At 61.0% G+C, this 24,461-nt stretch carries 15 protein-coding genes; 7 read left to right on the plus strand and 8 right to left on the minus strand.

The features are described from left to right. The 7 genes from UB31_RS39850 to UB31_RS09700 all read right to left on the minus strand — a co-directional run bounded on the left by UB31_RS39850 (position 1) and on the right by UB31_RS09700 (position 15,586). Positions 1–7,683: an LPD38 domain-containing protein gene (locus UB31_RS39850; RefSeq protein WP_050044744.1), complete on the minus strand. Its 7,683-nt coding sequence runs from the start codon at positions 7,681–7,683 to the stop codon at positions 1–3. Continuing rightward, positions 7,683–10,166, minus strand: coding sequence for a lysozyme family protein (locus tag UB31_RS39855; RefSeq protein WP_050044745.1), 2,484 nt, complete (start codon positions 10,164–10,166; stop codon positions 7,683–7,685). The genes UB31_RS39850 and UB31_RS39855 overlap by 1 nt, the downstream gene beginning before the upstream one ends. Beyond that, positions 10,163–10,354, minus strand: a complete 192-nt coding sequence (locus UB31_RS09680) for a hypothetical protein (protein ID WP_045010686.1) — start codon at positions 10,352–10,354, stop codon at positions 10,163–10,165. The genes UB31_RS39855 and UB31_RS09680 overlap by 4 nt, the downstream gene beginning before the upstream one ends. A gap of 1,331 nt (positions 10,355–11,685) precedes the next feature. Continuing rightward, on the minus strand, positions 11,686–11,913 hold the full coding sequence (locus tag UB31_RS09685; RefSeq protein WP_045010687.1) for a hypothetical protein: 228 nt from the start codon (positions 11,911–11,913) through the stop codon (positions 11,686–11,688). Next, positions 11,894–14,077 (minus strand): AICE element replication initiation protein, encoded by a 2,184-nt coding sequence (locus UB31_RS42490; RefSeq protein ID WP_245305968.1) that lies wholly within the window; start codon positions 14,075–14,077, stop codon positions 11,894–11,896. The genes UB31_RS09685 and UB31_RS42490 overlap by 20 nt, the downstream gene beginning before the upstream one ends. Next, entirely contained in the window at positions 14,070–14,375 is a 306-nt protein-coding gene (locus tag UB31_RS09695; RefSeq protein ID WP_045010688.1) for a hypothetical protein, read from the minus strand. Before UB31_RS09695 ends, UB31_RS42490 begins: the two co-directional genes overlap by 8 nt. A gap of 341 nt (positions 14,376–14,716) precedes the next feature. After that, entirely contained in the window at positions 14,717–15,586 is an 870-nt protein-coding gene (locus tag UB31_RS09700; RefSeq protein WP_156175270.1) for a hypothetical protein, read from the minus strand. Between the two features lie 697 nt (positions 15,587–16,283). On the opposite strand from UB31_RS09700, the gene UB31_RS42120 reads away from it, so the two are divergent. Further along, positions 16,284–18,380: a hypothetical protein gene (locus tag UB31_RS42120; protein WP_197090792.1), complete on the plus strand. Its 2,097-nt coding sequence runs from the start codon at positions 16,284–16,286 to the stop codon at positions 18,378–18,380. A 43-nt stretch (positions 18,381–18,423) separates the two neighbouring features. Here UB31_RS42120 and UB31_RS09710 read toward each other — a convergent pair whose 3' ends face one another. Then, positions 18,424–18,666 carry a hypothetical protein gene (locus UB31_RS09710; RefSeq protein WP_045010691.1) on the minus strand — a complete coding sequence of 81 codons (243 nt, stop codon included), beginning with the start codon at positions 18,664–18,666 and terminating at the stop codon, positions 18,424–18,426. Between the two features lie 81 nt (positions 18,667–18,747). On the opposite strand from UB31_RS09710, the gene UB31_RS09715 reads away from it, so the two are divergent. From UB31_RS09715 to UB31_RS09745, 6 genes are all read left to right on the plus strand, one after another. Beyond that, positions 18,748–19,584, plus strand: coding sequence for a hypothetical protein (locus UB31_RS09715; RefSeq protein WP_156175271.1), 837 nt, complete (start codon positions 18,748–18,750; stop codon positions 19,582–19,584). Positions 19,585–19,663: 79 nt separating this feature from the next. Then, positions 19,664–20,686, plus strand: a complete 1,023-nt coding sequence (locus UB31_RS09720) for a site-specific integrase (protein WP_045010693.1) — start codon at positions 19,664–19,666, stop codon at positions 20,684–20,686. Positions 20,687–20,861: 175 nt separating this feature from the next. Then, on the plus strand, positions 20,862–21,152 hold the full coding sequence (locus tag UB31_RS09725; protein ID WP_156175272.1) for a helix-turn-helix transcriptional regulator: 291 nt from the start codon (positions 20,862–20,864) through the stop codon (positions 21,150–21,152). Next, positions 21,139–22,317, plus strand: a complete 1,179-nt coding sequence (locus UB31_RS09730) for a site-specific integrase (RefSeq protein WP_156175273.1) — start codon at positions 21,139–21,141, stop codon at positions 22,315–22,317. Before UB31_RS09725 ends, UB31_RS09730 begins: the two co-directional genes overlap by 14 nt. An 8-nt stretch (positions 22,318–22,325) precedes the next feature. Next, positions 22,326–23,096: a hypothetical protein gene (locus UB31_RS41310; protein WP_156175274.1), complete on the plus strand. Its 771-nt coding sequence runs from the start codon at positions 22,326–22,328 to the stop codon at positions 23,094–23,096. A gap of 122 nt (positions 23,097–23,218) precedes the next feature. Continuing rightward, the gene (locus tag UB31_RS09745; protein ID WP_045010698.1) at positions 23,219–23,941 is read left to right on the plus strand and encodes a TIGR02391 family protein; all 723 of its coding nucleotides are present in this window, start codon (positions 23,219–23,221) and stop codon (positions 23,939–23,941) included. Positions 23,942–24,461: the final 520 nt, after the last annotated feature.

Here is a 24,461-nt window from a genome sequence, read left to right on the forward strand (position 1 = left end):
CTACTGTTGCGCCGTCGGGACAACCTGAAGACGTCGCTTTTGGGGTTTCTTCACGCGCTCACCCCCGAATTCGTAGCCATCGGCCTTGGCATCAAACGCGAGGCCAGCGATGTCGGCAGCTGAGCCCTCGCTGATCAACGACTGCTGCAGCTTGGGGTAGGCCGTGGCCACGGCATCGGTCGTGTAGATTTTAGCGGTCGCATACCGCGCCGCGATCTCGTCAGCCACCAACGGCGAAAGAGCTCGGATTTTGTCCATCGACGCTTGAGGGCTGATTAGCGGCCGGTCTGTGTACCCCGGCTCTTTGATGATGACGAAGGCGTTGCGCATCTCGACCTGGGCGAGCTCGCGGATGTTGTCGATCAGGTCCCGACGCGTGCTCGGGTCTATCTTCAGCGGTTCGCGCCCTTCGAACGTGTTGAAGGTGTTTCCGACCAGGTCCCTCCGCAAACCGTTCAGCAGCGTCACGGCGTCGGACGCGCGGACGAGGGGATGCAGTCGCTTTTGGTCGGCATTGAAAGCGGGCTTGCCGTCTTCGTCTGCCGCCGATTTCAGGGTCACGAAAGCCTTTTCGCTGGAAGGCAGCTTGGCGACGAACTGTTGCGCATCAGCGTCGTGGAAGGTCTTCACCAGGTTGTCGTAGCTGGCAACGTCCTGATTGAATTTGCCGTTGCTCTGACCCATTACGTCCCAGAACTTTGTGGTCACATCCGACGTTCGGGTCGGGTCCTTGATGAAACGACGGAAGAAGACAGCGTCGTCCCAGTTTGCTGCCGGCGCGTCCTGATCGACGCCCTGCGACAGGGCCATGGCATCGCGGCCCCACGTGCCGAATGCAGCCCCGACGGCGTAATCGACCTTGATCGGTGAAACTCCGATGGTGCGACCGATGTACTTGGCGAGCGCACTGGTGCGGTCCGTATATTGCTCGGCCGCGGTCCGGCGCGCGATCGTGTCCGGGACGATATCCCGGCCCGTAAACAGGCTCTTGCCCGTCGCCAGCTCGATCGGCGTCCTGATGATCGGAATGTCCGTGAGAGGATTCGGGGGCGCCAGAACGTCCCACGCCGCCTGCACGAACTGTCCCGCCGCACGCGGATCATTCTGCGCGAACCGCTGATAGGCGTATTCGCCGGCCGTAAAGCCGAGACTGAGCTCAAAGGGTTTCGGCACGAGCAGGACCTTGCCGCCAACTGGGATTACCAGATGGGTTCCCTTCAGCTGAGGGCTGGCATCTCGGTACGCTTCGCTGCTGGCGTTGAGGGCGGCCCACCCGGCACCGAGTACACCGCCGGCGCCAAACACCTTTCCCCACGAGGCCAGTGCATTGCGGAACGCTGACGCATCGGTCGCAAGCACCTGGTCGCTGCGCAAGCGATCGAGCATAGGCTGGACCATCGTCCGGTAAGCCTTATCCAGGCCCTGCAGGTGCGCATTGATGAAGGGCACGTAGCGCCTAACAGCCTCTGTGCGCGCGCCGTGCCGGGAAAAGTCGAGGAGGTCCGTCGCTTGGAAAGCAGCCTCGATCATGGCTTCGTAATCTGAGAGCCCCTGCAGCTTCTTGGCCTCGAAGACCTTGCCGAACACAGAATTTCGCGTGCCGGCCTCCGTGAAGGACGCAAGCTCCATCGCGCCCTTGAACGTCGTCACGCGATTGACGAGGTAGCCCTTCTTGGCCAGCGCGTTGACATCGGCCTCGATCGCGCGCTCGACCGGCGCGATCGAGGAGCCCGGCGAAACGCCGCCTCCAACGCCATAGAGCCGAGCCGCCTCGCTTTGCGTGAATTCACCGTGGATGCCCTTCATGCCACTCAGGATCGGAACGTAATCGCTGCGCAGCAGCGCTGTGGCAAACTGATCCCTGATGTAGTTGGACAGGGCAAATGTGGGGTTCGTCACGATGCCCGTGCGCACCAGTGACGACGAAGCCGCGATCACTTCGGAAAAAAGGTCTGTCATCTTCGCCGGCAACGCCGTCACCAGCTCGTAAAGCGGCAGGCCCTCGGCTTCCGACATGAAGCGCGCCGCACGGAGCTCGCCACCCTCTTTGTAGAACACGATCGGCTCGCCGCGCTTACCAGTCGGCTCCATCTTGAAGAAAGAGCCGATGATGGGGTCCTCCCCGAAGACGTCAGTCAAAGCACCCGTTATGAAGGCCGTGTCGTCGCCGTCGATGCCGTGCTTTTTCGCGAGCCGCTCAACGGCGTCGGCAAGGTCGAACGTGTACTGACGGGCTTCCTGGGCGGGCAACCGTTCAACGTATTTGCCGCCGGCGAGTTTGGCCTCCTCGGCCAAACGCACAAATGAGCGGATGACGTCGTTGTGCTGCAGCGTCCGGTTCACCAGGAACGTCTGCATCATGATGCTTTCGATCGGGTCCTTGATGTCGCGCGAGGAGCCGGTCATCTGCTTGACGACCTGCGTCATGCCGGGCCCCTCGGGCGAGGACTCGAAGCCCGACGAAGCCAGTGGTTTGTCCGACATGTCTCGCATGAACGGAACGTAAAACTCTTCGGTCCCTAGCCTTCCGTAGAGCTCGGCCGGGATCAGGCCGCCATCATAGGCCTTGCGCAGCAGTTCGCGGGTGTAGGAGTGCACCATATCCGAGGCCTGTCGGAAGGTAGGATTGGCCGCATCGAGATCGGCCATTGCTCTCGCGGCATCGCCAACTGAAAAAGCTGCGGGCGGGTTCAGGAGGCGACCATCCTTGAACTTCCGCCACAGCACCTCGGCGCGGCGCGCGACCATGTACGTGCTGAACTGCTCTTTCTTGACCGGATCCCACTTGCCCCAGCCGCCGGAGTTGCGGCCGCCCGTGGCGGTTTCGAGCGCTGCCGACAGGGAGGGTCCTTCCGACGCCGTGCTGTGATAGGGCCTCACGCCTTCCATCATGTCGCCGACCGCCGCCTGCTGCGATCGTCCAGCGAGACGCATCAGAACCTCGGGATTGTCGGCCGCCTTGAGATCGAGAGGTTTGCCGGTCTGCTCACGGATCGCGCGCGCCAGGTCACGGACGGCGGTCGCAACCGGAGCTCGTTCGTCGAGGATGGCGCGGTACGCGCTCTGCAGCACCGATTTGACAACGGCAGGCAGACCATCCTCACGAGCTGCAGCAATGCCTTTGGCGATCAATCCGTGGGGCTCTTCGTCGACGCTGCGCACCACCGAGCCGATCGCATTGACCGAAGGCGCATCGAGATAGGCGCGATACGCTTCGCCGGCCCGATGAATCGTGGCCAGAACATCAGGGGCTCTCTTCCGCATGAAATCGCGGAAGGCATTGGTGAACTGCGGAGCATTCTGTTCGGCCCAGGCCGGGTTGCCGATGTAACGGCGGACGAATTCGGCAAAACCTTCTTTGACATGGACGGACGGATCATAGGCTGCCGGGTTCGTCACCATCGGCCGCAGCTCGGTGGCGAACCGCTCCGTCAGATCGGTCAGGTCTTTGCCCACCTTGTACTCGATGGCGTGGCCCGCTTCATGTGCCACCACCTCAAAATCCGGCACTTCCCGCACACGAACGACGCCCGTGCCAGGCATGAAGACGCCCAGCGCCGATCGCGGCCTTACCCTGCCCTCGCGGAGAGGGAAGTCCAGACGCTTGGCCAGATCCATCGCCTGTTGCTGCAGGCTCTGCACGGCGAGTTGCCGTTGCGCGGACGGCGGCGGCTCAGGCACCGTCGCCACCGCGGTACCCGCATCGATATCGCCAGGAACTCCCTCGGTCGGTCGAGCCTTCTCCATTGGCAACCGACCACCGCTTTGGCGACTGCTAAGTGCTGCGAGCCCTGCGTCTGATGCTTGCGATATTTGCCTGTTATCGGAAGCCAGATGCAGAGCTGCTGCACCCTCGCTGGCCGCGCCCCCGGGCGTGGTTAGGTCGCCGGCAGCTCGGCCTGGCGTTCCTTGATTGCGTCCAGAGAGCGGTTCTCCAGGGCCTCGGCCGCTGACCGCAGCGTCTTGTCGTTGTATGCGTCTGCCACGCGCCGTGCCGTGCGCGCCATAACCAGAGCCGCTGGTGAGGAAAAGGCCGCCCTCATCGGTTCGTTTGACATAGCCCTCTGCTCCCTTCCCGGCTGCGAGCGTTTGAACGTCGCGGGCGGTCACCGGCACGAGGCCCAGATCGAGCCCGGCATCGGCCGTTACTTTGCGCGCCTCTTCGGCATAGAACTGCAGCGCATCGGAGATCCGCTGACCAGCCGCGGCGCGTCGGCCGGACGGATCGTAGAACATCCGCATGAACGCTTCCACCGGTTCGCGGAGCCGATCGAAAGCATCCTGTTGATCAAGGAGCGACTGCAGCTTCGCGCCCTTGGCGCGCAGATCCGCCGTCCGCTGAACAGCCTCCAGGAGCTCGGGCGTGAGGTCCATGTCGGCCCGGACCCTGCCGGTCTCGATCTCGGCGCGCATCTTGGCCCAGTGCGGCGCCGCCGCGACCAGGGCATTCGAAATGCTCTTGCTGTCGTCGGTCAGCGACTCCGCAATCCGCGTCAGAACATGCGCGTTGCCATAGGCGCGCGCGAGCACCGCGTTGCGAATACGAGTGAGCCCCTCGGCCGACAGGCCGCCGCCGGCATCGACCATGGCGCCTTGCTCGGTCTGCGGCAGCTTGGCGACGAACGCCCGCGTGAAATCCCGATTTGCCAGCGCCGCCAGATCCTCGGGGTTGCGGATCAGGTCCAGCGTTTCCGTCGGCAGCAGCCTGGCGTCGGCCAGTGCGCGCTCCGGCGCCGAAAGGCCGAGCGAGGCGGACTGATTGGCCGCGACCGTGAACGCCTGTCGTTCCTGCGGCGTCAGCTCGGTCAATCGCACGCGGACCAGCACCGGCTCGCGGAAGTGCGAGACGTCCACGCCCTGCTGCGACAGCCATTCCCGGTACCGCTGCGCGGCCTCGCCGCCCTCCTGGTAGGCGCGGCGGACGGCCATGACGCGGCCGTTGCCGCTTTCCACCATCGCATCGGGCCCAACGATGGGCGCGCCGCGATCGGCCTCAGAGGACATTCCCAAGCGCTCAGGATCAAGGCGGTTGGCAATATCGGCGATCTGTGCCTGGCTTGCGGCCCTATCCCGATCGCGCGGCTGCAAGGCCTGGTCGAAACCTTCGTCGGACGATGCCTTAAGGTCGGAGACCTCGATGACGCGGGGCGCTACATCGATGGATTTCCCGTCGGCGACCGCCACGCGATGAGCAGCCATCTTGGGGACGGCGTCGCCGGGCAGATTAGCCGCCCGAGCTTCCGCCGCCGCCGATGAACTCGCGGTACCGATCTCTTTGATCTTGTTGCCTGGATGCATACCGCGATAGGCGGTCACCCCGTTTAACTGCTCCGGCCTCCAGAGTTCGATCGGATGCGCACCGATTGTTGGCGTGTCCGAAACCTTGATGTTGCGCGATCCCGGCGAGATACCCCAACGGTCCTCACGTTCGTTCCACGTCGCCAGCGACATGGTGCCATCGCCATGATCGACGACACGCCATCGCGTGTCTTGTGGCGCTCCAAATGCGCCAATCTGATCAGACGAAACGTAGACGGTCTTTGCGCTGCGCTCTTTCGGCCCGGAATCGCCTTCATGCCCGACATCGGAGCGAGCAGCCTTGTCGCGAGTCGTGGTGCCGTCCTCATGGATCTGATAGGTAGATCCCTTCGCCGTCGTGAAGGTCGCTACACCACCTTCTGAAGTAGCGTTTTTGTCCGGCGCCGCTATGCCTGTCGGCGTCGCCTGGATCTGCGGTCCCGGACCGCCCGACCGTTCGAGCGGACCAGACAGGAGGTCGGCGAGCTCCTGCATCTGGTAGCCGACAACCTCGTCAGCGTCGTGGCCGCCTCCGTAGCGCTTGATCCGCTCCTTAAACACGTCACGAAGGAATTCCTGCGGATCGCGTCCGGCGCGCTTCTCCTCATTCAATGCGGTCAGCATCGTCAGGACGGTTTCTCGCTCTTGAGAATTCATCCTGGCCCAGTCGCGCGTCTTCGGAAGATGCCGCACGGCGGCGGCGCCAATTGCGACTGCTTCCTTACGGCCGAGCTCGATCTCATGCAGAGATTCCGCAAGAGATTTCCAGTTTTCAGTGACCGAATGCTCCGACCATCCCTGCCCGTTCAGCCAATTCTCGTCTGCTTCCGTGAGACCGACCTCGCGTTCCAGCTTGTCGATCTGGGCGTCTAACCCCCGCGCTTCGTCATCTCGGGCGTTGTCCCATGCGCGATCAGACTGCCTGTGAAGCTTGCGCCACTCGTCAGCCCGATCGCCGAAGATCTCGTCCTCAACATGACGCTGCTGCTGCTCAAGATCGCCTGCAACTTGGCGAGCTCGCTCGGCGGACAATTTCCCGCCCATGGCGAGATCGAGAGGATCGGGCGCTTCCGGCGGCGGCCGATGCGTCGCCGTTGGTGCGCCCGTTCCTGCACCGCCGCTCGGCAGCTCACCAGGCCGGGACGAGCCCTCCGAAACTTCCGATAATGGGGGTTTATCGCCAGCCAAGGACTCGCCACTGGTCGAGCCCGCACTTGCTTCGCCGGTCACATCGGGCGATGCAGCCTGTTCCGGCGCGGCGTCGGCCGCCACGTTGCCAGATTTGTTGTCGACAGCCGCAGGCTGGCTATCCGTCGCCGCGCTGGCAAACTGCGGATCTTCCGATGCCAAGTTGGCATGAATATCCTTGATCCGCGCCGAGGAGATCAACTCACCACCGACGTGAAGGCCGCCGCCGATGATGACCCCCGTGCCGAACGCCCACGCGGTATGTTCGGCGCTGTATTCTTTCTGCACCCCGCCCACGATATCAAAATATTGCCGCACCGGATCGACGAGGCCGCTGATCAGCCCTTGCTGCAGCGCCGCCTTCCCCGTGCGCACAAGCAAGCTTGCACCCTTCGTCGTGCCCCCCAGAAGATTTTCGGGGCTCAGGAGCCCGCCGCCGAGCTGGCCGCCAAGCGCGGCGGCACCCTCAGCCGCGCCGGTCCAGCCGCCGGCCGCGCTCCATGGTCTGATTGAATCATAACGCGCTAGGTCGGCGACGATCTGGGCATATTGCGTGCGCTGGTCGTCGCGCCATTTACGCACCTCGCCATCCGTCAACGCGGGGATGTCCTGCATCGCGGTGGTTGGTGCCGACATATTGCTGCCCAACGCCATGGCGGCCGATTGGCGAACCTCGGGCGTGATGTCGTCGCCCGATGCCGCAACCTTTGCCATCCCGGCGAGCGTGGTCGATCCGCGCAGCGTCCCTCGATAAAACGCCTCGGTGGCATTCAGGCGCCCGCGCTCGTAAAGGCCAGGCTCGCCAGCGTCGACATCGGCATCGAACTGATCGAAGTGGTTCGGCTGTGCCGACGTGTTTGCGTCAACCGAGCCACCGCCGTAGTAACGCTCCTGCGCTTCGTGAAGGCGCTTTGCGTACGCAGTCGCGTGCTCCGGGCTGTCAAACTTACCGAGATGTTCGCCCGTCTTGCGGTAGCGCTCTATTGCTTCCGGTTCAGATAGGATTTTCCCGTCCGCGGCCCGCGGCATCAATACCTCGCGGCCGTCGAGATTGGCTGACATGGAATAGACGGTTGAGTCCCCACCACCTTCTGGATTGGCGACTTTCGTCCGCTCGGCCAGGTTAATGTTGCCGGGTTCAATCATCCCCTCTGTTTGGCCGTCGGGACCGGCGGATTCCGATGTTTTGTCCGCCATTACCGCACCGGATAATTTTCGAGGATCTTAGCAGCGGTACCGGCGCCATACTTTTTATCAAAGTCGACGGCCAGCTTTGGATTGAGCCTCAGATCGATAATCGCCCGTGCTGGAAGATTGACGCCCAATCGTCGAACTGCGGCGCCGGCGTCAATCTCCTGCCTGCTCGGACCCATTCCATAACCATGAACGTTTTGTGCGGCTCGCTCGCCGCCGGACATTTCACCCACCGCACGTTGGGCAGCGTCGATTTCCGCGGCGCCATCAACAGCACGGGTATCTCCCGCGTCCGGCAGTTGACCCAGGCCGAGCTTCTTCACCAGGCGTGCAGCCAGTTGGGCGACTTCGGTATCGACCTTGTGCGCACGCAAGGCATAAGCAAACGCCTGATCGGCATGGTCGCCATAGAGCTCCTGGAACTTGGTCGCCATGGCAGTCAGGACATCGCGCTCTTGTCCTGGCAACATCGTCCGCAACGGCCGCGTCAGGGTGACCGCCTCAGCCTGCGTGATCGGTGACTGGTTTTCCTTCGGGATACCGGCACGGGTCTGCGCAGCCAAGCGCGCCTCGATGACGGCTTTCGTAGAGCCAGGCCCCGCCGGCGCCGTCTCGGCGCCCTTTACTAGCGGATCGGACCTAACGGTCTCTGCCGGGTCGATGTCGCGCTGCTTGCGCAGCTTGGTCGCCGCCTCGCTTGTCGCGGCGTACACAGCCTGCTTTCGATTGAAGTCTGGATCTCCAGGCTTTGGAGCGATCGAGCTCAGGCGCTCATCAATCTGCCCATTCGTCAGCGACGAAAGGTCATGAGTGGCCGCCCACGTCGCGAGCGCATCATCCCGGTCCTCGGACCATTTTTGGGCCGCCGCTGCTCCGAGCGCGCGCTGCACCCGATACGGATTAAGGTCGTCGACGCCGCGCCCCGTTACCAGCATGGATGTCAGGTCGCTTTTCACCAGGCCGTCCACGCGCTGCGTCTCGAGCGCTGTTTCGGCCTCTTCGTGGGAATACCTCCGACTCAGATAGGTGAGCGTCGCCGCCTCGAGCGCGGGACTGGCATTGCCCGATTGAAGAAGGTCGCGCGCGCGCGAAAAGGCCTCCGACTTGTCCGGAAGCGCGCTCCCCGTTGCAGCATCGACATTCTGTTCCCACAACTGAGTGAACTGACGGCTGGTCACGTTCTCCACGCTGCCAAACCGCGCTTTGTCCCGGTCCGGGATATTTCCCCATATCGCCGCTCGGGCCCACGCCTCTCCCTTCTGCTGCCCCTCCTTCGTCGACAGCATGTTCTGCCATGCGGGCCGATCAGGATTTGCCATGTGCGCAGCGAACCCGCCGGCGCCCTGCTGATGAGCCAGGTACATCTCGGCCGCTGTCGGCAGGCGGCCATATTTCTGCTCGAACTCACCCGCCTCGTCCGCAAGCTTGCGAGCGGTTGCGCGCAGATTGTCGCGCGCATTGAAGATGTCGCCGCCCCCGTACTTCTGGAACTGATCGTCGGAGAGCTGGCCAAGGCCTTTGTAACTACCCTTCACGGCGGTCGGATCGCCCGAACTTTCGATGCGGATCACGCCGCGCAGGACAGACGGATCGAGGCCGGCGATCGAGGCCGCACGGTCGACTTCATCGTTTAACGTTGGAGCCAGCGGCGACTGACCGAGCGCTTGGTCACCAATCTGCTTACCGATCTGTTGGGTGCGGATAGGCTTCAGAAATACGCCCGTGTCCGCCCTGCTCTGCGCGTCCATCTGGGGCGCATATTTCACGAACATCTTTACGGCAGCATCAGAGTCATTGCTGGCAGTCTCCTTGATGATGCGTTGCAGATTGCGGCCGCGGTTCTTGCTGACTTCCGCCTCGATCGCCTCGGCGTCATAGCCCTTTTGTTCGAACAGCTTTCGAACTTCGTCATCCGAACCGTGCAAGGCAACTTCCATACCTTGCGGGTCGTTGTTTTGGTTCGCGATTGACGCAAGATTGGCATTGTTCCCTGCACGATCGACAGCAGTCTTGTCCGCCCATGCCCTCGATTGGCTCGCCGCATGGACCGCAGCATAGCGATAGAATTGAGATGTGAGATATCGCCCCGACTTGGCGACCATAGCTCTCTCAGACTCGCTCGGCGCCTGCTGCATCGCCTGCTTGTACAGGTCATCGAGGTCCTGCTTGTATTGCGGCAACTCCTCCATCGCGGCCCTGCCTTCGAGGGTCGCATATTTTGCGTGGCGATCCGTGACGCGGTCGGCGAGCCACGTCCCCACCTCTGCCGCATGAACCTCGTTCTGTTTTTCCTGGTGTTCTGAGGCGATCTGCAGACCGGTGTTCGCGGCCTTTTCGAGCCCGGCGCCAAACGTCTCAAGCCCCTGGGCAACTCCCCCACCGAACATCCCCGCATCCGTCGAGATGCGCTCGCGCGCGTCAGTACCTCCAGTCGGATTGACTGTTGGAACTGAGGTGTATTCGAGGGGGTGTGATCCGATCGTCATCGCAGTCGCTTGGTGAGGCCCGAAGAATTGATAGACTGCACGTCATGCTGATCGAACTGCTCAATGTCGTGCGGAAACTCGTACGACAAAAAGCCAGAGAACGCCGTCACCATGGCGGTAAGTTCGAGTCGAGCCATGCCCGCGTGCGTCGCATCTCGCCGCGCCTGTTTTTCCGGAAACACCTCCACCCTTGAACCACCCCGGCATGTCCGTCAGCGGATTTTTCTGTTCTGTTAGACGGTGCCTCAAACCCGCGCCCCTCCACAATTCATCGACACGGTTGACGGGCGCCGTCCTAAGACGACCGGCTGCGCGGGCTGCATAGCTCGGCGTGGGTAGCCCGGAGACATTCCCCCTGCGGCGATCTGGACGGCAGCGCAGACCTCGGACGACCGTGGACACTGGCGCTGCTGGGCGTAAACGATTGAGAGATCGAAGCGATTGCGCCGATGGACGGCTTGGACGGCTTTTTCGCTCCCTCTATGCACTGCGTCCCATCACGCCGATCAGCGCGCTTGCTTTCACGGGACGTTCTGCCAACTCTGCACGCTGTTACTGACGCCCCTTTCTTTTAAAAGAATGGAGCCGTCCACGCCGTCCAAGCCGTCCAAAACCCTTTGCTGGCCGCACGATGGTGAAGATCCGACGAGCCGTCCGAGGTCGTCCAAAGCCGACCATTCGGCCATCGCCAGGACAGATCATTCGGAATCATCACAACACATTGCCGCCGGACTTCTTCGCTGATCGGATTCGGCAATTCGCCCGATTGCGGCTAGCCGCTAGGGATCGAGACGACATCTCAACCCATGCGCTGGATGCACATCGGCGCGATTGGACTGCGTCATTCCGACGGGGGAGTCGTACAGGGTCCGAAAATCCCTGCTATGGCCACAATCACGAGCGCGCTTGAAGCAGCGCGCGCAGGCCAGCTCTGGACGGCGTGTTGGAACCTCGAATGTAAAGGGGTGCGGGGAGATCGAAAAAACCGTCGATGCGGTGCAGGTGCTGCAACGGAGGGGGTCACGGGAGCAAGGCGCAAAATTGCGCTTTGAGCATCAAATCCGGCGACAACCGATCAATAGGGAATCTTCCGCAGGGTCGAGGGTTCACAGACAAAGTCCCCGCTGGCGGGTGCGCGCATGAGCGCCGGCAAGCATCGCTGGAGTGAATCCGTGCAGTTTCCGTACAAGACGGAGCGTGCGTGCCTGAACGGGCGACCGGTTTTAGGCGGTGCCCCAGAGGAACCGCCTAAACCAGACGGGAGACGGGGTCGGAGGCCGACGCTAGCCGAGGCTGGCATTTCCAAGACGCTGTCCGCTCACGTGCCGCCTGTTCCATGCGGGTACAGCGGGGAGCGGCTTGCTCCGGACCGCCGCAACAATCCGGAGGCCCTGGCGAGGCGTGGAGGCGGACCCCGACGGCATCGATTTCCATCCTCGAAAACCCAAAGTGCCGATAACTCCTAATTACCGCGAGCAAAAAGAGATCCTTGGAGCCCGGTAACCCGCGAAGGCTCATCTCAATGTTGCGATTTCGATGATCGAGAAAAATGGACTCGCATGATCTCCAAGGCGCGCGGGTCGCTTCGAAGTATCTGCTCAAGAATCGGCCCGGCGGCCTCGTTGGACAAATCAGCGAGATCTGGTCGGTTCAACTCCTTGGCGAGGACCAGCTTCACTTCTCCCGTACCGTGGTTGAGATAGTCGAGGGCTCCCAATGCATCGAGATCATTCTCTGGCGTCGTCATGGCCCAACTCCTCGCTGCCTACCTTCGTTGTCGGCGGCATAATCGTGATCATACGCACGCCGGAGTGTCGGCGTTCTACCTTGAAACCCTGAGCCTTGAGAAGCGGCGAGATGCGATCAATTCTATTGCCGAGGCCCTGAGGGGTCCCTGGCCAGCTTCGCTGCTTCCTGACTCCATCTGAGACCAAGTCAGTTGCGTTCAGCTTCGTGAGCAGCTCTGTCGCCGTAGCCGTCAGACCTTCCGGATATTCGATGCGCACGAGCTTCGCGATCGCAACAGCAACCGAATCCGCCTCGAAAGCTGACTCAACGATCTCTTGCCGGTTTGCACGAACCACCTTTTGAAAGCTGCCGGCCTCCCAGCCGAGCCCTGGTTCGGCGGCTGTCACCAGCTTCTCGAAGTCCGCCATCCGCCCGGAGCGTTCGAGCCGCGTCGATGGCAGATTGCGCAGCGCGGCCGACACGGCGGTGAGCAAAGCGCCGAGAAGCCGCGGCCTTGCCCGTTCGAAGTTCACCCAGATCTCATCCTCGGCTTGGCGTTCGTTCTCCGGAATCGCCCGCAGATGCACAGTCAACGCGCGGTCGGCAAGGTCGGCCCGGTCTGTCAGGAGCGGGATTCCGTTCAGCATGATCGGCCGCTGCCCCTCGAAGATCGTCTCATCTCTATCCGTGTGCAGCGTACGCGTCGCGTAGCCGCCACCCGTCGACAAGCGGCAGAGCGCGTCGGCCAACCATGGTGGGACTGTCGAAAGATTGTCGAAACCGAGAATGTGACTGTTCGAGGCGGAAACGATGAGATTGTGATCGTCCTTCGGCACCGAGCGGATCGCCGCCGCGCTGGGGTCGACGAGCTCCCGTAACATGCGCGACGCCATCGACTTTCCCGAGCCCTGCTCGCCATTGAGCACCAGGATGGGATACGGTCCCTTCGGACGCAGGGTTGAGACCAACCAGCCGACGATGAGCATCCATTGCTCTTCAGGAACGTTCAGATACGATCGCAGCTCTTCGATCATCCCGCCCGCTTCCGGCTCCGGCATTGGCCGCAATGAGGCTGGCCGCATGAATTTTACCGGCGCGGCCGCTACGGTCCTCCAGTCATTTCGGGTGATCTCGACCGCTCTCCATCGAGGGTCGCACAAGTCGAGATAGACCTTGCCGGCGTGCTCGCCCACCCGGGTGAACGGTTTATGCTGTGCGCCGTCGTGCACGGCGCGCGCTTCGAAGATCCTGATCGCATCCTCGAGCGACTGCCCACCGATCGCTCTCCCCGTGGCCTGGTAGTACCTGCCCGACAACCACATTCGGAATTCACGCGACCGAAGCGGCCAATTCTCCTGGTGCGAGTTGACAGGAAAGGAGGTGTACGCTTGACGATTTGCATCGTGCCAGAACTCGCAGCAATCCGTCAGATCAATCACGACGTCGCGCTGCGCCGGCCGCCTCCGGCCGCCCTCTCCCTGTTCCGAAGGCGCTCCACCATTCGGAGCTTGCCGCGCGTCGGCCACGAGCTGGGCAGCCTGCCCAGCTGTCCACCCACCCGTCAGCGCGTCGTCGGCATCCCAGCCCGTGTGCACGCCAGAGGGCGGCGAGATGATGGTGATCGATTCCGCTTCTGCGGCGCGCGCAAGCTTAGCGACGTCCTCGGCATATTGAAGCCCCGCCGCATCGCTGTCGGGCCAGATCGTCACGGCGCGCCCACGCAAGGGCGACCAATCGGCCTTTGCAGCACTCTTCGAGCCGTGCGGCGAGGTTATGGCGACCATATCAGGGAGGAGCTGTGCGGCTGCGCCGGCGGCTTTCTCGCCTTCAGTTACCACTACAGGCGCCCGTAGGCGCCCCGCCAAATGATCGAGCCCGTAAAGCGGCCGTTTGCCGGACCAACTTTTCCATCGCCACTCGGGCTTCGCACCCTCAGTGGTTCTCCCGAACGTCAAGGGCAGGAAGGATTTGCCGTCGGGCGTATTGAAGCGGCGTACGTAGCCTAACAGCCGGCCAGCTTCGTCACGATAGGTCCAGGTCGCGACCGGCTTTCCGTATCGCGAATGCGACGCCGGCGCCCGCGGAGCATCTTCGGGCACGGGCGTCAGTGAATGCCAATCCGACCGCGGCCGCTGAGACTTGGCCGGCGCTCCTCCGATCGGAGCAAAGGGATCTTCATTCATACGGATCGATCCCGAGCATCGCCGCCACGCGGATCGCCGCCTCACCCTGCTTTAGATTGTGGAGGTATGCAGCCAGGCTTACGATGTCTCCACCGGCCGAGCCGGTTGCGAAGTCAGACCAGCAGCCGGTCTGCAAGTTAATTTTAAAGCTGCCCTTCTTGCCGTCGCTGCGGGTCGGATTGATCGCCACCCATTCACGCCCCTCACGACGACCGTCGGGCAGCCAGCGCTGCACGATCATCTCCGCGCTCGCCAGTGCGCTGTCAGCAATGCGGCGGAACGAAACCTTGCGCTTCATTCTGCCCACTCAACTCCGACCAGGCCCTCATTTCTCGCGAACGCAAGAGCCCCGACCATGGCGTCGACGAGATGCATTGTTCAGTCCCTGCCTTGGCACCGCCAACCCGCGGCTCCACGGGGACCGGAATACGCGCGAGCTTTCGAATTGCCCAAATGCGTAAATCGTACAAAAAAGTCGAACGATAAAAAGGCGACGATTAAAGGTCTCGGCGGCCTTCAAACCGCGATCGTCGGGCGACGCGTTATTGGCTCCGCCTGGAAGCGCCAATATCGGCCCGCCTTGCCTACGTGCAAAAGCGTCCTTAACCACGCCCAGAGCACGGCAGCCGCGCAGCCAGGCTAGGCTGCAAAGCGATCGAGAATTGACCGAGCTCTCTCAAGGCGCTCATCAATGGACCGCCGCGTGGGCTTTCCCTTGGGAGGAGAACCGAAGAAGCGGTCGTACGAGTTTCTGAGAGCGACTTGGCCGCCCAACTTTCCCGTCGCGTCATCCTCGAGAACCTTCTTGATGACACCGTCCTTGCCATAACCTTTTTCGACGCGCACACCGTGGACCGCCTGCAGGATCATTTTGGCAAGCGCAATCGCGCGACGTTGTTCGTCATCCAATGATGCTGGCCGCCCTGCGAGCTCGTCGATCGCATCAAGATCGCGCTGTCCAAACAGCGTGGCTTCGTGTTGTTCGTTTCTCCCAGCTTTTTCCGCCGGCAGATACTGCCCTGTGCCAAGCCCCGCAATATCTGCCGCCGTCACGGCGGCGAAAACGGCAGGTGGGTTTGCAATTGGCTGGAGTCGTCCCAACCAAGCAGTCAGGTCGTCAGCACTTATCCTGGTGTTGATCGTTCGGACCTTGATCGCCGGCCGCCACTCGAGTTGACCATCTTGTGCATCGTTGCTTGATTGCCCCGGAAACCAGTGCACCACGTGATCATCTTCGAGCGTGGCATTCTGCCAAAAAGATGGATGGCAATTTCGCCCCACGGCCCCATTCGACACAAGGAGTGGTCGAGAGCGTACGTATCCAGAGCGCATGGCTTCTAGGAAACATCCCTCAACGAAGCCGACAGAAGCGCCAATCCCTACGAAAACCCCTACCTGTTTCAGAGCCGAGCCGATACCGATCCATCGCTCGGGGGCCAAAGGGTCAAACTCGTCAACCGCTTTGGCTTGAGCTGCCGAACCATTGGTCCGCAAAAATCCTGTTTGCATTTCCGCTCCCACTAGCGAAATCCACAAGGTGACGGCGGGGGCAGCTGAGTGTGGTGCTCGGCTTATCGGCTGGCCGGCCTAGCCCCCGCACAGATGAAACATGATCCAAGGCGCGGCTGATGCTTGGAGCCCTGGCTCGCACTAACGCTCTTTCCAATTGGAAACGCCTTGCACGCGATTGGGAAAAGCATCCCAGATCCGAGGGCTGCGCCCTCCTCCGTCAGTGCCAGCGCGGCACCATCCTGGGTGCGCCACCCATCACCCGGCGTCCGCCTCATCCTGATCAACGCGTTGACCGGACGCCGCCGCCGTTGGAGCTTCATCACTGCTCAAGCCGAGCAAGAGCGCCAAAGCCATCGATAGAATCAAAATAGCCTAGGCGGGTGCGAAAGGCCACATCTCTATCAACAGCGGGAATTGCCGCGCCAATCCCTCTCAGGTTGAGCGGCGACAACCATCATAGTCGCGATAATTGGGGCTTACCGGAAGCCAGCGACGGCTGGCACCCTCGTGTCTGGAAGGAGGATTCTGCTTCAATGGGGATGGTGCCCCGGGCTTTGAACCCTCAGCGTCACGTGTGGGCGGCAAGCTTATTTCACGGCGCCCCTCAAATTACTTGTGCAAATATCATGTCAAACCATAGGTTGAACCTGTGGGTTGAGCGAGTTCGCAGAGCTAGGATGGCGGGGGTTCAAATATGAGCGAAGCTGAATACGCACCTGAACGAGCCGTTCCACGATTGTCCGCTGAAATTTTTGCTGACCTGCGCGCGCTTGCGCAGAGCGACGGCGCCCTGCACGAGATATCGGCAATTATCTATCGTGACTGGGTTGTGACGGTCGACACTGAGGAAGGGCGTGTAACTGACGATCCGGAGCACAGATGGTCCACTTCTAAGCTCAACAAGAACGAGCTAATGCTTCTGCTGGGTTTGACGGTTCAGTCGCAGAGCGATCGCACCTTTTCAATTCAGGTGACTGACGACAAATTTGCTGTGCTCGCCGATCGGCTGTTGCGGGAATTTCATGACCGCATTCTCGAGGATTGCACACCTACATTCGATAAGCAGGTCGACAACCTTGTTGAACTTCCGGATTCGATCGGCCTCAAAGCCCGCGAGGCGATCTATTTCGGCGCTGATAGTTTCTACCTACACCAGTTCTCGGGCTTCAGCCGGCTCCGCTACCGCGATGATGCGACCTGGCTCCTACAAAATGTCGGCCTATCCATCCGGCCAATGATCGATATCGCCAGATTTATCGTCGATCGAATCAATAGCCAGATGACGGCGGTAGGTCACATGCGCAAGGAAGGCCATAGCTTCACTCACGGCGACCTTACAGACAGCCTTCTGATCTCCAAAGCAGATGTCCGCAAAAAATTCGGACAAAGGGCAAATGCATTCTTCTCGAAATTTTCAACGCCGGTAACGGCAGCTAACATCGGGTTCGTCGATCCTTTCGCGATCAATGTTGTAGCGATCGCACCAATCATCGACCTGGGCGAGCACCTCTATGTGCCGAACCAGTACCGGCTTTACGAAGGGATTTATGAGAGCCCATTCTACTGGATGATGGGCGATAAGTCCTACCGCGACACCGCGGCAGAGCATCGCGGAAGCTTCCTGGAGAAAACCGCTGCGCACATCTTCCGCTCCGTTTTTGGCGCAAAGAATGTCTACGAAAACGTGACGATCCGCGATGGCTCGAAGGACATTGCGGGTGAGGTCGACGTGCTCATTGCCTACGGAGAGTTCGTGCTGGTCGTTCAGGCAAAATCAAAGCGCGTGACCCTCAAGGCGCGCTCCGGCGATACAGAGGCGCTAAGGACGGATTTTGAGGGCGCGATTCAGGCGCCATACCGGCAGGCGCTGGAATGCGCGGAGATGATTCAGAAGGGAGCGAAATGTGTCTCTAAGGATGGCAAGGCACTCGCCCTCCCCACGCTACCTCGACTATTTCCGGTTGTGCTCCTTAGTGATCCGTTCCCAGCATCAACGTTTCTCTCTGGTACGATGCTGGAGCGTGGCGATAACACCGCACCCGTCATCTGGGACATAGGCGCATTAGACTGCGTCGCACGCCTTCTGCCGACGCCAATCGAGATGATCTTCTACCTGAAGTGCCGGTCGGATGTCTTCGACAAGGTGCTCTCGGACAGCGAGTACAATTTCCTCGGCTATCACATCAGGGCCAAGCTCGCGCTGCCTGACGATGCGGATTGGATGATGTTGGATCGCGATTTCGCAACTGTCGTAGATGACTATATGATCGCCGCGGATGTAGGCATCGACGCCCAGCGCCCGCTGGGGATTTTGGAGCGCCTGCAGATACCGATCGTCTCTGATCTGCTGGCGGAACTAAAGAACGCCGACCCGAGAATTGCTTCTGTGGTCATCGACCTCTATGATTTCTCGAGCGCAGCTTTGGAAGATCTGTCGGATCGAATTAAGCAGCTCCGCGAAGATGTCGCGGCGACTGGCAAAGCCATCAAAGCGTTCTCGATCCCGACTGCGCAGGGCGGTCTCACCTATGCCGTCGCGCGAAATCGCGATGCGAATGCTGCGCGCGCGGCCGAGGCGATTGGTGCAAAACACAAGTACGACAATCGGAAAGATCGATGGTACGTCGTTCTCGATAGCACCGAGACCCAAAACCCAGTGGACGGTCTCTTGCCTCTTGTATGGACTTGGAAAGAAGACCGGCAGGAGGCTGAGAGTTCCAAGCAAGTAGCGAAGCACTTCAACTCGCGGCAGGAAATAAAGACGATCGCGAGTGACGACCGGACCCGCTGAAGAACGCCGCGGGAATAGAAGTCGCTAATCTAATGGTGAGCTGTCATTTTGTGCGCCCACGCCCGGTGCGTTTCGGAGGGCCAACTTCCTCTTTCATTGAGGTAGCCAATGCCGCATCGACCATGCTCCTGATCGCTTCAGGGCGGGTGATGGGAACCTCCTGCTTCGCAATCCACGCATCGAGACGCGCGATCTGCTCAGCCTGCAAGCGCACGCCGACGAGGGTCCCCGTCACCGCCGAGCGCTTTCTCACAGGCCTTGTGTTATCATAGCTTGATTTTGCCATTCCGCTATGTTATCATTAAAGCAAGCCGAGGGGAAGTTGCTGCTTCCGCCTCGGCTCTAACCAACGCGCACGAGGTAAGTCATGCCGAAGGCTGATTCCGACCATAGCACGACTCCGTCTGGAGAGACCGCACCTTCCGACAAGAAGGTTGCCAGCTCACGCAAGACACCTCCGAATGAACGCGCCGGCAAAACCCAGCCGGACAAACAAACGGAGACAAGTTCTATGCGTAAAACAGCAACCGCCAAAACCGCGCCGAAGTCGCTCGCGCTCCAACCGTCTCGGCCGTCAACATTCCCACACCGTCGACCGAAAGCGGTCCAAGATAATAGCGCAGGCTCGGCCGATCCTCTCCTTGCCTTGTTCGATCTATATCGGGAGCAAACCATGGCCCTGGGAAGGGCTACGTTTATAATGGATTGCTTCGACAAAGATGCTCCAGCACCACACCATCACCGGCCGCGCGTGTCTCTGTCACCGCAGAAATACGCCTTCAACGCTGCGGATATCGACGCATTTTTTGATGACACACCAGATTTCGCAGAACGCATAGCAGCGACCTGGATAGGCGCCCAATCGCGCGAAGAGCTGCACGAGGAGCTTCGATCACAAATCGAGACCTTTCAAAAGGTGTGGGCTTCGATCTCCTACGAGCAGGCGAAAGAGCAGCAGGAGACAGCCCAGGCAGCCGAACACGAAACGCTGATGCGCATCGAGAACTCGGTACCCAACACGATGGAAGGATGCGCCGCTCTGGCTTGCTTCCTGCTGTCGATGATCACGGAAGGCGATGAAACCGACGACTCCGTCGGAGCACTGCACTGCCGCAATCTCATCAAGGCGCTATCCAGGCTTTCCGGCAAGCCAACGCCTGATGTAGCGGGTTACGTGCACTCTCTTGGCTACGATTTCGAATAGCAATCTAATGCCGCCGCCCGCGCGGCGGCGGCATTCATCTGACTTTCGATAACCCTCAACTATCAGAACGGACAACGCGATGGACACCGAGCTCATCGTGCAGACCACGAGTCTGCCTTCAGTGATGGAAGAGCTACGTGAACGCGCCGGCGAATACGTCAGGAACGCCCACTCTAAGAATACGCAACGAGCCTACAAGACGGACTGGCAGCACTTTGAAGCGTGGTGCTCGGCGCACGGTCGGGTGTCCTTTCCTGCGGATCTCTTTGAAACGATCGTGCCCTACCTGACCGCTTTCGCCGGCACCCTTAAGGTCTCGACCTTACTTCGACGCTTGACTGCCATCCGGGTGATCCATCGAGCCCGCGGAGCGAAACTCGACACCTCCGACGAGCGGTTCCGCATCTTCTGGCAGGGGCTGCGAAACAAGCATCATGTGCGCAAGACGAAGAAGGCGCCGCTGATGTCGCCCGACTTGCGAAGGGCAACGCAGGCCACGGCCAACACCTTGCAGGGGCACCGCGATCGCGCACTGCTTTTGATAGGTTTCGCTGCCGGTCTCCGCCGGTCTGAGCTCGCTGGCCTTTGGACAGCGCAGGGTCCAGACGCGCCCGGATGGATCGAGGAAACTGCCGACGGCCTCATTGTGCAACTGGCCAGCTCAAAAACGAACCAGGCGGGCGAGGAAGAAGCGATCGGGATCCCATTCGGAAGGGATGAGGCCGTTTGCCCTGTGCGCGCCTACAGGGCTTGGCTCGCGGTCTCAGGCATCACGGCCGGACCAATATTCCGCCCCATCAGTCGACATGGCAAAATGGGAGCGTACGCGATCACCGGCGCTGGAATCGCCTTGGTTGTGAAGCGGGTCATAGGGAAGACGGCCCTGGCCGAAGGCCTCACGGCCGAAAAAGCCCGCGCGCTGGCGGACGGCTTTTCCGGCCACTCGCTCAGATCCGGACTGGCAACCTCGGCTGCCAAGAACGGCGCCCCTGGCCACGCGATTCAGCGCCAATTGCGGCACAAATCCTTCACGACCACCCTCGAATACATCCGCATCGGCTCACTTTTTGAGGGCAATGCAGCAAGTTTCGCGCTGGTTTAGCAGGCGGGCGGCTCGCAGTTAGCACCAAGGAATGTCGTACGACTTACGTCCACGACAAACACATTTTTGAAATCGCGCGTTCCTTTCGTAAGCCGAGATTGACCGCGGCTGTCAGCAGTCGCCAACACGAGAGCAACCACGTGACTCGACCAGGGACATGGCAGGGGTCAGAGGAATGACCGTACGTAAGGCCGACAACCTGCTACGCGGCGACCGTACACCGGCCTATGTCAGCCGCGACACCGGCGCAGCTGAGCTTCAAATTTCGCCCGATACTTGGGACCAGTGGGTCAAGGACGGACATCTTCCCGCCCCTTGTGACACGTTTCCAACCGGCTCGCCCCGCTGGCGTTGGGAAGATGTTGACCGTAAGCTGTCGGGCAGGACGGTCGTCGGGCTCGACGCCGCCCTCAAGGGAGCGGCGAACTTTGGCAAGAAACCGGGTGGCCGGCGTGACGCTGCCTGAAGGCGTCGAAAAGACCATCGTCCGCAAGACCAACGGCAAGGTCTACACCTACTATTACTGGAACCCCGGCCGCGGCACGACGCGCGAAGGCGAGCGCATCAAGCTGCCGAGCGCCGACACGCAGCCAGACGCATTCTGGCGCGAGGTGAAGCGCCGGCGCGATGCCATGCCTGCCGAGCTGCCGCCCGGATCGGTCGGCGCCCTGATTTCTCGCTACCGCGACAGCGACGAATTCAAGCGGCTCGCAGATGGAACTCGCGACAATTACGACGTCCACATGCGACGCTTTGAGTCCGTGGAGACATGGGGCCTGGTCGCCGTGCCCGAGCTCGTGCCCCTGGTGGTTCAGACCGCGCGCGACGCCATGAAGGACACGCCGGTCATGGCCAACCAGATGCTCTCGGTCGGACGCACGATCTGGGACTGGGCCATTCCGCTCGCGCTGGCCGAGGTGAACCCGTTCGACAAGGTCCGCGACTTCGACATCCCCGATCGCGGCCATGTGCCCTGGCCGGCTTTCGCGATCGCGCACGTCCAGGCGCACGCCCCGCCCGACCTGGTGCGCATGCTGCGGCTCGGCATCATGACCTGCCAGCGCGGCAGCGACATGATCCGCATGGGCCCGGAGCACCGCGAGCGCAACGGCATCTGGTGTCGGCCGAAGAAGACTCGCAAGCGCCGACGCGCCTTCCACATTCCGCTCGCGACCACCGACGCCCTCGAGCTCGATCGCTGGGCGGAGACGCCGGTGCGCTTTTCCAACCCGCGCTGGCTGAAGCCGATAGATCGCTTCCGTGCGGATCTGTACCTCTACTCGCCGAAGGGCGTGCAATACACCGGCGACGGCCTGCGCGCGCGCTGGAATCGCTGGCTGGAAGACACCGAGCACGGTCGAGCGCTTTGCAAGCGCTGGAAGCAATGGGTCGCCGGCCAAGTGAAGAAATACGAATGGGATATCGACCCTGAAGACGCCGACCACCCGACCATTCACGGTTTGCGCGGCACCGGCATCCTAGCGCGCGCCGAAGCCGGTTATGACGTCGACCAGATCGCCAACGACATCGGCATGTCCAGACAAAACGTCCAGCACTACATGCGCTTCAGGGATCAGATGAAGGTCGGCGCAGACGGGCAGCAGCGGCTGCGGGTCATCAGCAGCGAGTGAGCGCCGGTATGGACGATCTTGTACCGTTCGAAAGTCCAAAGCTACTCATCAACGGTGTCAGGCAGCGCATTCCTGGATTCGATCAGGATTGCAGGGACTTCCTGGCCTCGTGCCCAAAGGAGATTGTCTACCGAAAAGACCCTGCGACCAGAGAAGAGTTCGCGAGTATTCGATTCGGTTCGCGAATGCCAGGCAGACTGAGGGTCGAAGCTACACACTGTGTCACCGACTTGAGACACAGCTTGGATCAGGCTGTTTGCGATGCGGCGATCGAACTCGGCAGGAAAGACACAAAAGGCGTATACTTCCCTTTTGGCAGAACGGCGGCTGATCTCGATCGAGAAGTTGTGGCGAGATGCAAAGGCGTCGATGCTAGTCTCGTCGCTCATATCCGCGGCCTTAACGCTCATCAGGGAGGCGACGACGAACTCTACGCATTCGGAAGCCTCGCCGGCCCTATCAAACACCAGCGCATCCTTCAAATTACTACCGACCTGAACTCAATGGGAATGGGAGGCCCCAACTTTCGAATGAGGGGACCAGCCGAAACCTATGTACGCTGGAGCGACCTTCGAAACGAGATGGAGTTCGCAAGGACCGGGCCCGGCGGTCACATCAATGCGGATACGGAGTTCGGTCTCTACGTCGGCCTCGGAACAGGCGCTCCGCTGAACGGCGTTGCCACGGCGGTCTTCGCTCGAATGGTCGACAAATTCGAGCGCATCGTCGTGGATATTGAGGCAGAGACGATCCGCATTTTGGACAGTCGCGGCGCCTAAAAGCGGGTGCCCGAGATCGACGCTCGCCTCGCGCGCGTCCTGGGGGCCATCCAGAGTGTCACAGGTTGCAGTCGGGCGCCGATTGCGAAGATTGCGAAGCGCGCCAGGCGGAGAGACAGAAAATGCCAGGACTTCTAGACTACCTGCCAAACGCGGACGCGCTACTCACGCTGACCGCCGAGGATCTCGGTTTGGTACTTCTTGAGCTGGTGCAAGCTGTCCGCGGCCCGCGCTTCACTCCTTCCGATTTCGAAATGCCGCTGTGGAACGCCAATATTCCGGAGTATCCGCATCAGAAGCGGCAACCGGTCGGCCGGGCCTTCGGCGAGGCTTGGCAATGGCTGGAGAATGAGGGTCTGGTGATGACCGACCCAGATCAGCCGAACGGTTATTTTTGCCTCACCCGGAAGGGAGCCGGGCTGAAATCACCGGCTAACCTGGATGCCTACCAGCACGGTAAGCTTCTCCCGGAGGGGCTGCTCAATGAGAAGCTCGCCGCGAAGGTGCGACCTATGTTCCTGCGTGGCGACTACGACGTGGCAGTGGTTCAAGCCTTCAAGCAGGTTGAGGTCGCCGTGCGTGATTTGGCCGGACTGCCGGAGGACATGGTCGGGCAGAAGCTAATGCGGGAAGCATTTCACCCGGACAAGGGCCCGCTGCGCGACAAGTTGGCGCCTTATGGCGAAAGACAGGCGCTGATGGAGTTGTTCTCGGGAGCGTTTGGCCTCGCGCGAAATCCTCCTAGCCATCGCGATGTTGCGATCAGTCGAGTAGAGGCCGCTCAATTGATCGGCTTGGCGAGCTACCTCCTCACTATGGCGAGTTGGCTCGGGGTCCTACGGTAAGACTCTGACATTCGGCTCGGCGCGTTCGTGCCGACGCCGCATCGCGTCAGCGAACAGCATCCCAGTCCGACGAGGCTTCGACCGGTTTCCCTAGATCATCGAAAGCAGCGTCGAGTTCGAACCTGTCCCAAATCACGCAGGCGTCCACCCGCTTGGGCTGTGGCATTCGACCATCGGCGACCAGTTGGTCGAACTTGCTTGCGCCAACGCCGATATAGGCTGCCGCATCTGCGCGCCGCATCCCGCGCGGAGGATAGTGATGACGATCTGGCTTCCCCAATTGCGAACCACCGTAACCAGAGAGGTGAGACTGCTAAAGCAGTCAGACCTGATTGGTTTTGCAAACCGTTCAGAATCCCTAGGAAATACCCGGACCAAACTAGAGGTGAATTGCAAAACCTGATTAGCTATTTCAACGGCTTAGCCGAAAAACCGAAAGGCTACCGTTACACCATTCCCCAACGGAATAGCCGAACAAATTCAATATCTTATTGATCTGTCCGGCTGCGGCCGGAAGCGC

This window comes from Bradyrhizobium sp. LTSP849, from assembly GCF_000938255.1.
Taxonomy (GTDB): domain Bacteria; phylum Pseudomonadota; class Alphaproteobacteria; order Rhizobiales; family Xanthobacteraceae; genus Bradyrhizobium.

Bases quoted from the DNA above. Each gene is read 5' to 3' on its own strand.
- UB31_RS09685 (WP_045010687.1), bottom strand. From the start codon at position 11,913: ATGACGACGCCAGAGAATGATCTCGATGCATTGGGAGCCCTCGACTAT.
- UB31_RS09700 (WP_156175270.1), bottom strand. From the start codon at position 15,586: ATGCAAACAGGATTTTTGCGGACCAATGGTTCGGCAGCTCAAGCCAAA.
- UB31_RS09715 (WP_156175271.1), top strand. From the start codon at position 18,748: ATGCCGAAGGCTGATTCCGACCATAGCACGACTCCGTCTGGAGAGACC.
- UB31_RS42490 (WP_245305968.1), bottom strand. From the start codon at position 14,077: ATGAATGAAGATCCCTTTGCTCCGATCGGAGGAGCGCCGGCCAAGTCT.
- UB31_RS09710 (WP_045010691.1), bottom strand. From the start codon at position 18,666: ATGGCAAAATCAAGCTATGATAACACAAGGCCTGTGAGAAAGCGCTCG.
- UB31_RS09725 (WP_156175272.1), top strand. From the start codon at position 20,862: ATGACCGTACGTAAGGCCGACAACCTGCTACGCGGCGACCGTACACCG.
- UB31_RS39850 (WP_050044744.1), bottom strand. From the start codon at position 7,683: ATGGCGGACAAAACATCGGAATCCGCCGGTCCCGACGGCCAAACAGAG.
- UB31_RS09745 (WP_045010698.1), top strand. From the start codon at position 23,219: ATGCCAGGACTTCTAGACTACCTGCCAAACGCGGACGCGCTACTCACG.
- UB31_RS41310 (WP_156175274.1), top strand. From the start codon at position 22,326: ATGGACGATCTTGTACCGTTCGAAAGTCCAAAGCTACTCATCAACGGT.
- UB31_RS39855 (WP_050044745.1), bottom strand. From the start codon at position 10,166: ATGACGATCGGATCACACCCCCTCGAATACACCTCAGTTCCAACAGTC.
- UB31_RS42120 (WP_197090792.1), top strand. From the start codon at position 16,284: ATGAGCGAAGCTGAATACGCACCTGAACGAGCCGTTCCACGATTGTCC.
- UB31_RS09720 (WP_045010693.1), top strand. From the start codon at position 19,664: ATGGACACCGAGCTCATCGTGCAGACCACGAGTCTGCCTTCAGTGATG.
- UB31_RS09695 (WP_045010688.1), bottom strand. From the start codon at position 14,375: ATGAAGCGCAAGGTTTCGTTCCGCCGCATTGCTGACAGCGCACTGGCG.